Source organism: Sporacetigenium sp. TC11, assembly GCF_058146105.1.
Window position 1 is genome coordinate 159,747 of the sequence record NZ_JBYVNY010000004.1, and the last position, 15,982, is coordinate 175,728.

General features: G+C 32.4%; 15 protein-coding genes and 1 riboswitch. All 15 genes read right to left on the reverse strand.

All coding sequences use genetic code 11. From position 1 onward, the window contains the following. Positions 1 to 38: 38 nt before the first annotated feature. The gene (locus ACUSRV_RS08565) at positions 39 to 974 is read right to left on the reverse strand and encodes an ABC transporter permease (protein WP_490141524.1); all 936 of its coding nucleotides are present in this window, start codon (positions 972 to 974) and stop codon (positions 39 to 41) included. Continuing rightward, positions 974 to 2,077, reverse strand: a complete 1,104-nt coding sequence (locus tag ACUSRV_RS08570) for an ABC transporter permease (protein ID WP_490141525.1) — start codon at positions 2,075 to 2,077, stop codon at positions 974 to 976. Before ACUSRV_RS08570 ends, ACUSRV_RS08565 begins: the two co-directional genes overlap by 1 nt. Then, a complete protein-coding gene (locus tag ACUSRV_RS08575) occupies positions 2,070 to 3,644 on the reverse strand; it encodes an ABC transporter ATP-binding protein (protein WP_490141526.1) in 1,575 nt (524 codons plus the stop codon). The genes ACUSRV_RS08570 and ACUSRV_RS08575 overlap by 8 nt, the downstream gene beginning before the upstream one ends. Before the next feature lie 375 nt (positions 3,645 to 4,019). Beyond that, a complete protein-coding gene (locus ACUSRV_RS08580) occupies positions 4,020 to 5,072 on the reverse strand; it encodes a BMP family lipoprotein (protein WP_490141527.1) in 1,053 nt (350 codons plus the stop codon). Between the two features lie 138 nt (positions 5,073 to 5,210). Beyond that, positions 5,211 to 6,251: a BMP family lipoprotein gene (locus tag ACUSRV_RS08585; RefSeq protein ID WP_490141528.1), complete on the reverse strand. Its 1,041-nt coding sequence runs from the start codon at positions 6,249 to 6,251 to the stop codon at positions 5,211 to 5,213. Positions 6,252 to 6,419: 168 nt separating this feature from the next. After that, entirely contained in the window at positions 6,420 to 7,601 is a 1,182-nt protein-coding gene (gene grdD, locus ACUSRV_RS08590; protein ID WP_490141529.1) for a glycine/sarcosine/betaine reductase complex component C subunit alpha, read from the reverse strand. Between the two features lie 12 nt (positions 7,602 to 7,613). Continuing rightward, positions 7,614 to 9,146 carry a glycine/sarcosine/betaine reductase complex component C subunit beta gene (grdC, locus tag ACUSRV_RS08595; RefSeq protein ID WP_490141530.1) on the reverse strand — a complete coding sequence of 511 codons (1,533 nt, stop codon included), beginning with the start codon at positions 9,144 to 9,146 and terminating at the stop codon, positions 7,614 to 7,616. Between the two features lie 68 nt (positions 9,147 to 9,214). Further along, positions 9,215 to 10,528: a glycine reductase complex selenoprotein B gene (gene grdB / locus ACUSRV_RS08600; protein ID WP_490141531.1), complete on the reverse strand. Its 1,314-nt coding sequence runs from the start codon at positions 10,526 to 10,528 to the stop codon at positions 9,215 to 9,217. A 25-nt stretch (positions 10,529 to 10,553) separates the two neighbouring features. Next, a complete protein-coding gene (gene grdA, locus ACUSRV_RS08605) occupies positions 10,554 to 11,033 on the reverse strand; it encodes a glycine/sarcosine/betaine reductase complex selenoprotein A (RefSeq protein ID WP_490141532.1) in 480 nt (159 codons plus the stop codon). 40 nt (positions 11,034 to 11,073) lie between these two features. Next, on the reverse strand, positions 11,074 to 12,360 hold the full coding sequence (locus tag ACUSRV_RS08610) for a glycine/sarcosine/betaine reductase component B subunit (protein WP_490141533.1): 1,287 nt from the start codon (positions 12,358 to 12,360) through the stop codon (positions 11,074 to 11,076). A gap of 70 nt (positions 12,361 to 12,430) precedes the next feature. Continuing rightward, positions 12,431 to 12,748, reverse strand: coding sequence for a thioredoxin TrxA (trxA, locus tag ACUSRV_RS08615; RefSeq protein WP_490141534.1), 318 nt, complete (start codon positions 12,746 to 12,748; stop codon positions 12,431 to 12,433). Between the two features lie 21 nt (positions 12,749 to 12,769). Continuing rightward, on the reverse strand, positions 12,770 to 13,717 hold the full coding sequence (gene trxB, locus ACUSRV_RS08620) for a thioredoxin-disulfide reductase (RefSeq protein ID WP_490141601.1): 948 nt from the start codon (positions 13,715 to 13,717) through the stop codon (positions 12,770 to 12,772). A 20-nt stretch (positions 13,718 to 13,737) separates the two neighbouring features. Next, entirely contained in the window at positions 13,738 to 14,112 is a 375-nt protein-coding gene (locus tag ACUSRV_RS08625) for a GrdX family protein (RefSeq protein WP_490141535.1), read from the reverse strand. 94 nt (positions 14,113 to 14,206) lie between these two features. Beyond that, a riboswitch (glycine riboswitch) is annotated at positions 14,207 to 14,308 on the reverse strand. A gap of 293 nt (positions 14,309 to 14,601) precedes the next feature. Next, positions 14,602 to 15,444: a DegV family protein gene (locus ACUSRV_RS08630; RefSeq protein WP_490141536.1), complete on the reverse strand. Its 843-nt coding sequence runs from the start codon at positions 15,442 to 15,444 to the stop codon at positions 14,602 to 14,604. Between the two features lie 57 nt (positions 15,445 to 15,501). Further along, entirely contained in the window at positions 15,502 to 15,972 is a 471-nt protein-coding gene (trmL, locus tag ACUSRV_RS08635) for a tRNA (uridine(34)/cytosine(34)/5-carboxymethylaminomethyluridine(34)-2'-O)-methyltransferase TrmL (RefSeq protein ID WP_490141537.1), read from the reverse strand. Between the last annotated feature and the right edge of the window lie 10 nt (positions 15,973 to 15,982).

Below are 15,982 nucleotides of genomic sequence, written 5' to 3' on the forward strand. Positions count from 1 at the left end.
AAGATGATAGATAAAATCTACCATCTTTTTTTATATTGTTATCTCTCACCTTTTTTATATGGTATCCCTAAAGCTGATGGAGAATTAGAATTTTTAACAAATATTATAAGTATTATAAGTGTTATTATATATGGAGTCATAGATAATAGGTTTTCATTTATATGGAATGGTAATTGTGGATTTCCAAGATAAACTGCAAGTCCTGTTGAGAATCCAAATAATAAACATGCCCACATCGCGCCTTGTGGTTTCCATTTACCAAATATAACAGCTGCCATAGCTATATATCCTTGACCAGATATTAATGTAGGCCTAAATGATGAAACTATAGCTAGACTCATAGCAGCACCGCCAAATCCTGCTAATACACCTGATAATATAACAGCAAAATATCTTACTTTAGTAACATTTATACCTAATGTATCTGCTGCTCTTGGATGTTCTCCAACAGCTCTTATTCTTAAACCTAACTTTGTTTTATATAAAATAAACCAAACTAAAATTACGAATGCAAAGGCTAAATAAACAGTAGCGTAAGTGTTAAAAATTGTATCTAGTGGGCTACCTTGTGGAAATACACCATTTAGTGGTCTTGGTATTTTTTGATCTATATCTATAGCTGGTGTCATAGTTGAACCATCAAATAACATCTTAGATGTAAATAAAGCAACACCGGGAGCTAATAAGTTTATAGCGACACCTGATATAGTATGATCTGCATCTAAACTAATTGTAGCTATAGCATGAATTAAAGCAAATAATCCACCTGCTAATCCACCTATTAAAAATGCCAACCACGGATTTCCAAATAAATAACCTGCAGCAGCGCCTGCAAAGGCACCTATAACCATCATACCTTCAAGCCCTATATTAACAATTCCTGAGTTTTCAGAGAATATTCCTCCTAAAGCTGTAAATATAAGGGGTGTAGAATACATAAGGGTTGTACTAAGTATAATTGCTAAATCTTGCATTATTTATTACCCCCTTGCGTTTTTTTCTTTTTAAATTTATTATAAGCAATTCTTAATGCACTACTTATAGCAATAAAGTAAACTATAGAACCTGTAACTATGTTTATTACTTCTGAAGGAGCTCCTATAGTTTGCATTTTAGTTCCTCCATATCTAAGGGCTCCAAATAATAATCCTGAGAATATTGTCCCCACTGGATTACTATTTGCTATAAGAGCAACGGCTATTCCGTCAAATCCAGTGCCTTCAGGAGCAGCTAATACTGTTATATTATGAGAGACACCCATAACCTGTATTGCTCCTGCAGCTCCGGCAAGCAAACCTGCTATTGCCATAGATTTAAATATAGATTTTTTTACATCTATACCTGCATATTCTGCACCAAACTTGTTATAACCAACACCTCTTAATTCAAATCCTAATGTAGTTTTAAATAATATATATGCTATTATTATTACTAGTATTATTGCTATTACAATACCCCAGTTTACCTTTGTAGCTGGACCTACTAATCCTTTTAACCAATTTATATCTATTTGTGCAGTTTCCAATATATCTTTAGATGCTTCACTATCACCTTTTCTAAACCACGGCTTCATTACTATATAGTTACTATAATAAAAAGCTATCCAGTTAAGCATTATTGTTGCTATAACCTCATTAACTCCAAATCTAGCTTTTAACCATCCAGCAAAACCGCCCCATATAGCACCTGCTAAACATCCAACTATAAGAGCTAAAGGTATATGGATTATTAAAGGAAGCGATACAGAATATCCTACTACTCCCGCTGCTAATGCGCCTATTATATACTGACCTTCTGCTCCTATATTAAATAATCCGGTTCTAAATGCAAATGCTATAGATAAACCCGTTAATATAAGAGGAGTAGACCTTATTATAGTCCAAGCCATATACTTAGGTCTGCCAAATATACCATCAAGCATAGCAATATAAGCTTCTATAGGGTTAAATCCTGCTATAGCAAGTACTATTGCTCCTACAATTAATCCTAGTATTATAGATATTAAAGAATAAACTATAGTATCATTTCTCAAAAATAACTTTTTATTTTTACCTAGAGTCCCACTATTATTACTCATGGCCTTCACCTCCTGCCATCATAAATCCTAATGTATTTTCATCAGCATCTTTAGCATCTACTATACCTACTATTTGACCTTCATATATAACTGCTATTTTATCTGATACATTCATTACTTCATCGAGTTCAAACGAAACCAATAATACTGCATTTCCAGCATCTCTTTGCTGAATTAGTGATTTATGAACAAACTCTATAGCTCCAACATCAAGACCTCTTGTCGGTTGAGTAGCTATAAGAAGTTGAGGTTTATTAGTAGCTTTTCTCGACGTCTCTATATTGTCAACTTCCCTAGCAATTATTATTTTTTGTTGATTACCCCCAGATAAAGATCTAGCCTTTAAACTAGAGTCAGTTGGTCTTACATCAAATCTTTCTATAAGATGGTTAGCATGTTCTCTTATAGCATCATTTTTTAATGTTCCATTTTTAGAAAATCTGTCTTTTTTGTAATTTTGAAGTACCATATTTTCTTCTACGGTAAAATCTAATATTAATCCTCTTTTTTGTCTATCTTCAGGTATATTCTTTACTCCATTTTCGAATATTTCTATAGGAGTCTTATTAATTAATTCTTGGCCATTAATCTTTATACTTCCATTATCAGCTTTTCTAAGCCCAGTTAAAACTTCTACTAGTTCTGACTGACCATTTCCATCAACTCCAGCTATACCTAAGATTTCTCCTGCTTTTACTTCTAAAGAGAAATTTCTTAAAGCCGGAACTTGTCTATTGTCCATAGCATTTAAGTTTTCTATTTTTAATACTATATCTTCTGGTTTTGATTCTTCTTTAGCAACCTTAAAAGTAACTTCTCTACCAACCATCATTGCGGCTAAATCATCTTCTGTTGTATCACTTACGTTTACTGTATCTATGTATTTACCTCTTCTTATTATAGTACAGTGATCCGCTGCAGCTTTTATTTCTTTTAACTTATGAGTTATAATTATTACTGATTTTCCTTCTTTTGTTAAGTTTCTTATTATTTGCATTAATTCGTTTATTTCTTGTGGAGTTAATACAGCTGTGGGCTCATCTAGTATAAGTATTTCAGCCCCCCTATAAAGTGCTTTAAGTATTTCAACTCTCTGTTGCATTCCAACGGATATATCTTCAACCTTAGCCATTGGATCAACATGAAGACCATATCTCTTAGATATATCCCTAACGTCTCCTATTGCCTTATCCATATTTAAGGCTCCCAGTCCCTTAGTTGGCTCCATACCTAATACTATATTTTGTGCAACTGTAAATGTATGAATTAACATGAAATGTTGATGAACCATTCCTATACCATTTTGTATAGCTACATTTGGGTTATCTATTTCAACCTTTTTACCTTTTATGTATACTTCTCCTGATGTTTGTTGGTATAAGCCATATAATATATTCATAAGAGTAGATTTACCTGCCCCATTTTCTCCTAAAAGGGCATGTACTTCTCCTTTGTGCACAGTCAAATCTATACTATCATTAGCTGTGAAATTACCGAATTTTTTAGTTATATTTTTCATTTCAACAACCTTTTGACTGTAATCTATATTTCTATTAATCGAAGTCATCACCTTACCTCCTTCTATATAATGAGTATTTTATATTATACTAAAATTTAATAACTATAACAAACTATTTAATTTAAAATTCTAGAAATTAACATTTTCAAAAAAACATTTTCCTATTTTAAATTCAATTTTGTAGATATTTATTATAATATATTTTTTTGCATTTTTAAATATCTTGTCGAAATTTCTGCATTTATTTTATTAAGTTACATTTCTAAATTATTATTTCCAATAAATATAAAAAATAAAGCCTATGTAATCACGGAATCTATTAGATTAATTTTATATATAGTTTAAAAAGAAAAATGTATAAATAATTAATGGCCTCCTTGTAAAGATTTTTGTAAGGAGGCCATTAATTATTTAATATCTTATTTATTTAGCGTTATCATATTCTGCTTTTGTTCCAGGTACTTTAACTTCTCCATTTCTAACTTTATCTGCTTCTTTATTTACATAATCTAATATATCTTTTGGTACATTTTTATCTGAAGTTGGAGCTAGTCCAACACCCTCTTCTTTCAATCCATATATAGTAGCCTTACCACCATTGAAGTTTCCTTCTTTTAAATCCTTAACAACATTATATACTGCTACGTCAACTCTCTTCATAGCTGAAGTTATAACATTATTTGGAGCTAAATCATTTTGATCTCTATCTACGCCTATTGCATATTTATTAGTTTCTTTTGCTGCTTCTATAGCTCCTGTTCCTACATTACCAGCTGCTGTAAATATGACATCGGCTCCATTTCCATACATTTGGTTAGCTATAGATTTGCCTTTTGCTGCATCTGTAAATGAGTTTGCAAATTGAACTAGTGATTTTGAATTTGGATTTGCAGTTTTTACACCATATTCATATCCATATCTAAATTTTTGTATAAGAGGGACATCCATTCCTCCTATAAATCCTACATTGTTTGTTTTTGTCATTTTACCAGCTATTAATCCAACTAAATATGATGCTTCTTGTTCATTAAATACTACGCAATTTACGTTTTCAGGTGTTTCTTGTCCTTCAGCTTCATAATTGTAGTCAATTATAGCAAATTCATTATCAGGATAATTTTCAGCAGCTTCTTTTACAGCTTCTGCCATTTTAAATCCAACACCTATTATTAAATCGTATTCTTCGTCTACTAAAGTCTCTAAGTTTGGAGCATAATCCGCATCTTGATTTGATTCTAGATATCTAACCTCTACAGCTAATTCCTTTTCTGCCCTTTGTAGTCCCTCCCAAGAAGATTGGTTAAATGATTGATCATTTACTCCACCAACGTCCGTAACCATACCTACTCTTAATATTTCTCCTGCTTTTTCATCTGCATTTCCCTTATTGTCTTTTCCACCATTTTGACATCCAGCCATTAGAGATGCAGATAAAACAAAAGCTGTCCCCAATGATAATATTTTTTTGAGTCTCATTAAGATACCTCCTCAAATATGTAATTTTTATATACGAATATATGGTTTGCATTATATGTTTTTTTATTCATATTTGTATTATCTTGGTTCTAAAGCAAACAAAAAAATCCTGGCATTATATGCTAGGATTTTTTATTATTATTTCATATTTTTATATTCTTCTTCATTAGTAGGAACCTTTATTTCCCCACTCTTTATCTTTGCTTCTTCACCTTTAACAAAGTCTAATACATCTGGAGCTACATTTTTATTTGTAGTTGGAGCTATACCAACACCATTTTCTTTTAATCCATAAATACTAGATTTACCGCCACTAAAATTATCATCTTTTAAATCTTTAACTGTGTCATATACTGCAGTATCAACTCTCTTCATTGCTGAAGTTATAACACTATCTGGGGCTAAATCATTTTGATCTCTATCAACACCTATTGCATATTTTTTTTGTTCTTTAGCTGCCTCTATAGCTCCTGTTCCTACGTTACCTGCTGCTGAGAATATTATATCAGAATCTTGAGAATACATTTGATTAGCTATAGATTTACCTTTTGCTGCATCTGTAAATGAATTTGCATATTGTATTGATACTTGTGTTTCAGGATTAGCAGCTTCTACTCCTGCCATATAACCATATTGGAATCTTTCTATAACTGGAGATTTCATTCCACCTATAAATCCAACATTATTAGTTTGACTCATTTTTCCAGCTATCAATCCAACTAAGTACGATGCTTCTTGCTCATTAAACAATATACAATTTATATTTGCTGGTATTTTTTTACCCTCTGCAGAATAATCATGATCTATTATAGCAAATTTTTGATCTGGATAATTTTCAGCAGCTTCAAGTATAGCATCTGCCATTTTGTATCCAACACCTATTATTAAATCATTTTCTCCATCTACTAAAGTTTCTATATTTGGAGCATAATCTGCATCTTGACTTGATTCTAAGTATTTAACGTCTACACCTAATTCTTTTTTGGCTTGTTGTAATCCTTCCCATGCTGATTGGTTAAATGATTGGTCATTTACTCCACCTACATCTGTAACCATAGCAACTTTTAAAGTTTCTTCTGTACCAGCAGTATTTTCTTCTGTTTTAGTACTACATCCAACTAATAAAGAACCTGCTACAATTGCAGATAAACCTACTGACAATAATTTTTTGAATTTCATATGTACCTCCCCATTTCTTATTTTCCAAAATATTCTATTAATATTTTACAGTAATATACTATTTTTAGCTATATATTTTCGAATTTTTTCTATTCAAAAACAACTCTTTCATCTTTAACACTTACATAAAATTAGGATGCCTTATAAATCAAGGCATCCTTTAAAAACCTAGCATCCAGTTTTTTCTTGAGATGCATATCCAGCTTTTCTTAATATATCAATTGCTATTTCAGATTTAGATTCATTTACTAAAACTATAGGTCCTGTGCATCCCATTCCACTTTCTGCGTATACTCCATTTTTCCATAAAACTCTAACAGCATCTTCTAAGTCCATTATATCTATACCAGATATTGAATATATAACTACTTCCTTTTCTGGGGGGCTAACATCCTCATTATCTTGAGCTTGTTTACTTTCCTTTTTAGTTATAGAGTTTATAATATCATTTAATTTTGCTTTTTTGGCATTGTCAAATTCAAACTTAGAAACACTAGTTATATCACCTTTAACTATGTCATAAGCATATTTAATTGCATTTGCCACAACTGGAGTACCCGATGCCCTCGATAATATAAGTATATTTCTATTATAATTTTCTCCTATACCAGGACCATATCCATATCCCATGGCTTCATAATCTCCACCTGTATTAAAAGAAGAAAACACTTTCATAAATATATTACCACTTAATGTATCTGTAACCATAACGTCAGCAGCGCCTGCTAATAAGTCATTTCCTCTCATTACACATCCGCCATCTGCTCTTATAGACTCCGCAAAACTTATATCATATCCATTTTCTTTTAGTTGTTTTAGTGCTCTTTCAACTTGTCTTGCACCATCTACATTTAATATACCTACCTTAGGATTTTGTATTCCTATAGATTTAGCAGCTATTATTCCATATATAGAGTTTTTTAACATAGCTTCTATTCTGTTAGTTCCTGAAGTTCCTGTGGTAGTTGCAAGTATCATTTCAGTTCCTCTAGACGGTGTTACAACTCTACCTACCGTAGACACTCCTATAGGAAAATTGTAATGCATCGTTACACAAGCATCTAGATATCCTGAATCCAATAGCTCTTCCATCTTCTTATGCATTTCTTCTTCGTTTTGAACCTCAACTACTTCTAATTCAGTTTCTACCTTTGGTCCTATTAAAACTATGTCAAATTGAGAAGATTTAGCTAAATGTGCTCCATTTACTAAATTTGAAACTCCATGTTCACTCCCCAAAGTAGTTAATCCGATTCTTACCTTTTTTCCAAATTCACCACTTTCAATGGCATTAGCTATTTCCAAGAAGGTATCTGCAATTGCTCTATTTGCAGCATTATTTTTAGTCATACAACTCACCCCTTACTCTTCTAACATATCTAATGCTAATTTCTTCATTGCTTGTGCTATCATTTTCTTTATTTCATCTTTAGATGCTCCACCTTCATTTTCAGCTAATCCATTATTTCTTTCAACTACAAAAGATACCCCATCAAATAAGTTAGTCATACGTCCTAAGAATAAACTTCCTTTTCCTACTATCATAGCTCTATTATCTTTTCCACTAGTTAAATCTTCTATAGCAAATCCTGCATATGGAACTCCTGATGGGATATGACCTTGTGTAGGGGCCCATCCTGGAAGACCATGTTTCTCAACAAAATTAGATAATTCAGACCTTTGTAAATCTCCTCTTTTAACTGCTAAAGCCCCTATCATCTTATAGTTAGCTTCAGGTACATCTCCAGCTCCTGCAGGTTTAGTTATGTCTGGATTTTGCATTTCTACAGAATATTTATCTACATCAGTTATTTTAAGTCCAGCTCTATCTATTCCATTTGTTATTAAAGCTGTCATTACAGCTTGTGGAGAAGACCCTGTACCAACAGTATGTCTTCCTACTAGATCTGTTCTTATTACAGGATTTACTCCATCATTTTTAGATACTAATACAGCAAATCCCCCTAATACATCTTCAAGAACTGGCATACCTTTCTTAATGTGGTCCCTTGCATTCATCCCTAATTTAGCTGTAGCTCCACCAGCAACTACCATTACATTTTCATATATTCCTGATTGCACAAGTGCTGCAGCTTGTATTAATGCATGAGTAGGCGCTGCACAGAAACCTCTTGTATCTGAGCCTGTTGCATTATTTAGTCCTACCATTTCAGCTATAGATTTTGCAAAATTTCCTCCACCTCTTTGATTGATATCTCCGCAGGCTTCTTCTGAACACTCTATTACATATTCTATACTTAATGGATCTACACCAGCTTTTTTTACTAGATGCATAGCAGATAAAACTCCAGATGCTTTTACTACTAAATTTTCAAACATAGTATGTGCATTTAAGTTAATGTCTATATCATGGGCTCTTTTTACACAACCTACCAGTTGCTTATTGTGGTATAGTCCCTCTGCTATATGTTCATCAACTAACTTTGCTATTTCGTCTATACTATCTCCCTTTAATTTTGTATAGTACGGAGCAAATACATCATAATTTGATTCCATTTTAGGTTTTACTTCATTTATAAAGTTCTCAGATAACTTAACTAAATCAAATGCATCTGACATTTGCATAAGTGCTATAAATTCATCTTGAGGCATTATTTCTCCAAATTTTCCGTCTCTTGATCCTTCTATCTTCTTATCAAACCAAGGCATTTGATGTTTTCTTAATTCCTCTGGCTTTATATTTCCTATGTATACCTGATTTGGTAAATAATTAACTACTTCTTCATAGCTTCTTATGTGATTTTCAACTTCTTTTAATAGTTCTGAATTAGGATTAGTCATTTTCTCCATACTACAAGTACTTCCATTATGTACTATCATGTCTGGAGTATGTACTAATATGTAGCTAGCTCCCTTTAAAACTGGATAAGTCATACTCTGCACCCCCAATAAGTTTTTAAAAGTGTTATATATTATAATAGATGGGCAAAAGCCCATCTATTTTATTGATTTTCAAATACTGTTTGACCATCCACTTCAGTAGTTAAAGCTTTTAATGCATTTTCTACTAATTTTCTTCTCAATGATTTTTCTTCCTTAGCATCTACTGATGGGTTTCCTAATGGATGAGGTATAGCTATTGTTGGAACTATTCTATTAGCCCCAACTGTTAATGATATTGGAACTACAGTACACATGTGAACCACAGGTATACCAACTCTTTCTATCTCTTTTACCATCGTTGCACCGCAACGCGTACAAGTGCCTCATGTAGAAGTTAATATAACTGCATCTACACCAGCTTCTTTTAATTCTTTACCTATTTCAGCCGCATACTTTTTAGCACTTGCAACAGCTGTACCGTTACCAACAGTTGCATAGTAGAATTCATGTAATTTTGCTATCTTACCTTCCTTCTCCATATCTCTTAATACATCAACAGGTAATACCCTGTCAGCATCTAGGTTTGCATAAACTGGGTCATATCCACCATGAGCTGTTTCATGAGTTTCTTCTGTTAAATCCTCAAAACCAGCTAAGCTATACTTTCCATATTTTGAAGCTGATGAAGACTCTATTCTATCTGGATTTCCTTTTGGAACTATTCCTCCAGAAGTAACTAAAGCTATTTTAGCTTTTGATAGATCTATAACAGCTGGGTTTGGTTCAACTCTATCAAAATCTGGCATTGGATATTCAGTAACAAAATTTTCACCCTTTATTTTCTTTACTAGCATATCAACAGCTCTTTGAGAACCTCTCTTGTCTGAGAAGAAGTTCTTTCTTATTCCTCTAGCCATGTACCCTTCTTCTTCAGGTGATCCTATTTCTTCATTTTTAGTTAATTTCAATGCAAATTTAGCTACTGCTGGAAGAGCTTTTCTCATCCCAGCTGCAGAGTCCGATGTTTGCACTATATATATGTCTTTCTTAAACATATCTGCCCCTGGATTTTCTATATACATTCCAGTTAATACAGGTATATTTAATTCATCTTTAACAGCTTTAGTTATAGTACCAGCTGCAACTCCGTATCTACCTGCATTAAAGGCTGGTCCTGCTATAAATAATTCAGGATTAAACTGTTTTATCATCGCTAATACTTCTTCAGTAGCGCTTTCTAAGTTTTCATTAAAATATGTGTCACCACATACTATTGCAGCTACTACTTCAGCATTATCCCCTAATAATTGATTTAATTGTTTACTTATTGGAGGTAGCTCATTAGCTACATGTGGCTTAGTATCAGCCTTTTCTTCTCCACCTATCCCAGCAAAAAACTGATTTATATAGTGAACTACTCTTAACTTCTCCATAAAATTCCCCCCTTTCGACTTTCCATTAGTCGTTGAACTTACAGAATTGGCCTCTTATATTTCTCATTTCATCTAATATAGCATCAACATCTAATACCATTTCCATCATACCGATTTGCTCATCATATACACCTGGATCAAATATATCTTTCATTTCAGGTTCTACAACATGGAACACTCTTAATCCTAATTCTACTCCAGCTAACGGTCCTGCAAAAGTTGGATCTCCTGCAGTAACTGTTTCAGCTGCTAGACCAGCAGCTTCAGCTTCAGATGCACCTAGAATAACCACTAAGTTTTCTGCACTAAATTTGTCAGTAAACTCTTTAACTCTTTTTTGGTTTTCTAAGTCCATAGCCCCTGCAGCAGTTCAGACAAAGCATTCTGTTGAAGAAAAAACTACTTCAGCTCCATCTACAGTTTTTATACATTCTTCTATTGCAGGTCCCGGAATACCGTCACGGTCCCCAATTATTATGATCTTTTTATTCTCTAATAAGCTCATAACTATATCCTCCTCTTAAAATTTTTATATGTTTGTTGAATTAGAATCCTTTAGTAGTTAAATATCCGAATCCTGTTTCATTTGTAGCGCCAGTTATAGCTTGTATTTCTACTTCTATACTTCCATCTTCTCTTAAACTTCCAGCAAATCCCCCAGCTATAACATCTACTACACCTATATGTCCTATGATTTTATCCATTTTTGGAAGAACTACTACTTCATTTGCATTACCGCCTGTAACAACAGCGTCTGCTCTAAGATCGGCATCTGCTAATGATTGAGAAGCCCCATCTCTACCAGCATATTCATCTGTAACTATAACAGTTTTTATATCTTCCATTTCTATTTTTTTGCAGTTCATTATAAGGTCAGTATCTGGATTACCAAAACCTTCTTGAGAAATTATAACTGCATCTAATCCTAAATACTTACATAACTTAGCAGTCCAGTTAGAAGATCTTTCCTTATCAGCTAAGTAAACATTTTCATTAGTTATAATAACACCAACGAAATTATAATCTTTTCCATGTCCTTCATATAAATCTTCTACTACAGAGTTGTTTAAATGAACATATGTTGGGTTTTTATCACAAGCAGAAACACAGTTGCCGCTTACTATTGCACCATCCATTAATTCACTTGGATATAATAAAGTTGGAACTATTTGCTTAGCATCTACTCCATAAACATATGTATCATGTAATAGCCCTTGAGTTTGTAACATATAAACATATCCAACTTTAGGAAGCTCTGGATATTCTTTTATAGATTCCATTAAAGGCTTAGTTTCATAAACTTTAATTTCATCTGGATTAACATTTCTACCAGCTTCTCCTAGATATCTAGCAGCTTTAAATCCTACCATTCTAACAGCTTTTTCATGTTCATGTTGTTTTAATTCATCAAGTGGCTCAGCTATTACCACTACATTATGTAGTTTAGAAAATGGAGTATAGTCAGCACCTGGTCCAGTCATATCTACTATACCTTCTTGGAAACCAACTATTTTACCAGTAGTTACAACAGCCATTCCTTTTAATGCATGAGTTCTACCTTCTCCTACTGTATCAACCTTAGAAAGTATTCCTGGGAATATTCCCCCCTTACCTTCTACTTTTACTCTTGGTTCTACAACGTCTTTAACAGGAGTTATTCTTATACTTTCTCCTGGATGAGCTAATTCTATATCTATTGACTTTATACGCTCATCTCCACCAATCTCCCTTATCATTTCTTCTTTATTGATATATAAAACGCCACTTTCAATTTTAGTCACATCAGCGAATTGTACATCATTTATGAAGATCTTACCTAATTCAAGACGCATGTGGTGCACCCCCTAATATTTATTTAAAAGTTAAGAATCAAATAATCCTCAACTCTTACAACTTAAATGACTATATGTGTTTCTTTATCATTTCTTCTACTCTAGATTTACTAGCATCTTCTTTAGTTACTTCATCTATTTTTTGGCCTTCTTTATATATAGCTATTGTAGGTAATCCCAAAACCTTTTGTTGTATAGCTAATCTTCTAGCTTTAGTTGTATCTAATTTACAGAATTTAAGTTTATCACCATATTCGCCTTCTAATTGTTCTATATCTGGCATTAAAGCCTTACATGGTTCACAACCTTCACTCCAAAAGTCAACTAAAACTACTCCATCAGCTTTTAATACTTCACCTTCAAAAATTTCTTTATCAAGTATTACCATATTAAAATACCCCCTTTAATATTAATGTTCAAATTTAGAATCTATATATCTTTCTGCTGCTATAACGGCTATTGCACCGTCAGCAGTAGCAGTAACTACCTGTCTTAAAGATTTTTCTCTACAATCCCCCGCTGCAAATACTCCTGGTATATTTGTTCTCATTTCTGAATCAGTTATTATATATCCTTGTTTATTTACAGTTAATTTATCCTTAAATAAATCAGTTTGTGGTAAGTATCCTACAAATACGAATAACCCCATTGTTCCATCATTTTCATCAGCTTGATACTCAAAGATTTCGCCTGTCTTAGTATTTTCAAATACTATAGACTCAAGTATTCCATCTCCCTTTATTTCTTTAACACCTGTATCAAACCAAATATCTATTTTAGGATTTTTTCTAGCTTTTTCTTCTATAGACTTAGCGCATCTTAATTCATCTCTTCTATGTACTATTGTTACCTTTCTGGCAAACTTAGTTAAAAACATACCTTCTTCAACTGCAGTGTCTCCACCACCTATAGCAAACACTTCAAAGTCCGTGAAGAAGTCTCCATCACAAGTAGCACAATATGATACTCCCTTACCTGTTAACTCTTTTTCGCCTGGAGCTCCTAATTTTCTTGGACTAGCACCAGTAGCTATTAGTATAGCCTTAGCTTTGTATTCCCCTTTTTCACCTTTTAAAACTTTTATGTCTGATTCTAGGTCTGTGTCTAGTATAGTGTCTTTTACCATATCTGCACCAAATTCTCTACATTGTTCAACCATTCTAGCTATTAAACTTGGCCCTGTAGCATTTGGTATAGATCCAGGGTAGTTTGCAACTTCTTCAGTTGTAACTATTTGACCACCATTTTTGTCTTTCTCTATTATTAGCGTCTTCATTTTAGCTCTTGCTCCATAAAGACCTGCTGATAAACCAGCGGGACCTGCACCTATGATTATTAAATCATATACATTTTCCATATCCATAATACCCCTCCTTTTTATATTACATACTCTATTCTTTCTATTGTATTTTTGAATATATCAAGGTCAACTACCTGGAAGTCTTCTATTATATTTAAAGGCCATTTTGGTGTATCAAAATTTCCTCTAAATTTTGTAGCTGTATTTAAGGCTTCTTCTATCAACATTACAGAATTCATATCTAATTTTTTGTCATATTTTAATATTATAGTTCTATATGGAGTTTCATTTGGTTTAACACTTCCATAAAGCGGATGAGATAGTAATCTATATCCAGAGTGTATATAATCTCTACATTTTTTAAGTATACCAATATAATCTTCATCTAAAAATTCAATGTTTTTATTTAAATTACTATCTCTAACAAGAGGATTGTTTGTTAATATCAGCAATTATAACACTTCACTTTCTCTTAAGTTGTTTTTTGTAATAAAAAACAGGGAAAACAAATACCCCAATTTGTTTTCCCTGTTGATTCCAGGGTTCTGTCCAGATATAGTCTTTTTGCCTGAAAATTTCACTTAATTTCTTGGGAGGAATTAAGTTTGTCCCTTCGGCGGCCTATTGGCTCTCTTCTATATCCTTCTTTCAGACTCTTTATACTTTTCTAAATTTTCTATACCATTATTATACATTCTAGGAAAACGTTATTCAATCCTTTTTTGTTAATTTTTTATTAATTTTTACAATCTAAAGGCTACATTTCATTTTATTATAATTAGTTAACATTTATGACTTAATTTAATTATTTTTCATGTACTAAATATACTTTCTACTTCTATATAAGATATCCTTCTAAAATATTATGACATGTTTTTACATAAAAACACCCTTATAATTATAGGTTATAAGGGTTGATTGTTATAAATTTAGTTTTTTTGTTACTTCATGTAGAATATTCCCATTACTCCAGGGCCTGCGTGAGTTCCTATAGATGTTCCTACATCTAATATAACTATATCTTTCGGATTTATCTCTTTTTGTATCATTTCTTTTAATTTTATCAATTCGTCTTTATTATCTCCATGACCAATGCCTATTGTTTTATCACTGAGGTTTGTTCCACCTCTTTCTTTAACTAACTCAACCATTTTGGATATGACATTCTTTTTTCCCCTAACCTGGGCTATATTTGTAACTAATCCATCTCTTACTTCTAGTATAGGTTTTATGTTAAGCATAGTTCCTATTGCAGCCTTAGTAGAAGATATTCTTCCACCTTTTTGTAGATATTCAAGTGTATCTACGGAAAATATTACATCCATTTTATCTTTCATTATTTGTAGTTGGTTTAATATATCTTCTATATTTTTACCTTCCTTAGCCATTTTAGCAGCTTGAACAACTTGCATACCAGCTCCATAAGAAAAGTTCATAGTATCAAAAGTATATATATCTCCATCTATATCGTTTTTAGCCATAATCCCAGACTGATAAGTTCCAGATGCTGCAGATGATCCTCCAACATATAAGATTGTTTTTCCATCTTTTATGTGTTTATCAAATACCTCTTTAAACTGTATATATGTAGCTTGAGAAGTTTTAGGTACAACTTTTTCAGTTCTAAGTTTTGTATAAAATTCATTTATAGATATATCTATCCCATCTCTGTATTCTTTTCCGTCGATTATAATTGTTAGAGGAACGATATCTATATCATATTCTTCTATTAAAGTTTTCGGTATGTCTGATAGACTATCACATACAACTTTTATATTACTCATTATACAATCTCCCTCTATATATTAAATATATATTCACCACTTAATAATTTTATCCTGTTATCTCATACTAGGATAATCTAGTTGCCTTAATGCTTCATATACTACTATAGCTACTGAGTTAGATAAATTTAGTGATCTTGCTCTCTCTATGTTTAACATAGGTATTCTTATACAGGTATCTAAATTTGCATTTATTAAATCTTCAGGAAGTCCCTTTGTTTCTTTTCCAAATACTAAGAAACAATTATCCTCATACTCCACATCTGAATGAGCTTGTTTTACCTTAGTAGTTCCATAGAAAAACTTGCTATTTGGATTTTTTTGTCTTAATTCATCAAAACTATCATAGTATTGTATGTCTACTAAGTCTAAGTAATCTAAACCAGATCTTTTTAAATATTTATCATCCATAGAAAATCCCAATGGTCTAACTAAATGCAGTTTTGATTTAGTAGCTGCACAAGTTCTTATTATATTCCCCGTATTTTGAGGTATTTCAGGTTCTACAAGCACTATATTTAAAGCCATATTATTCCTC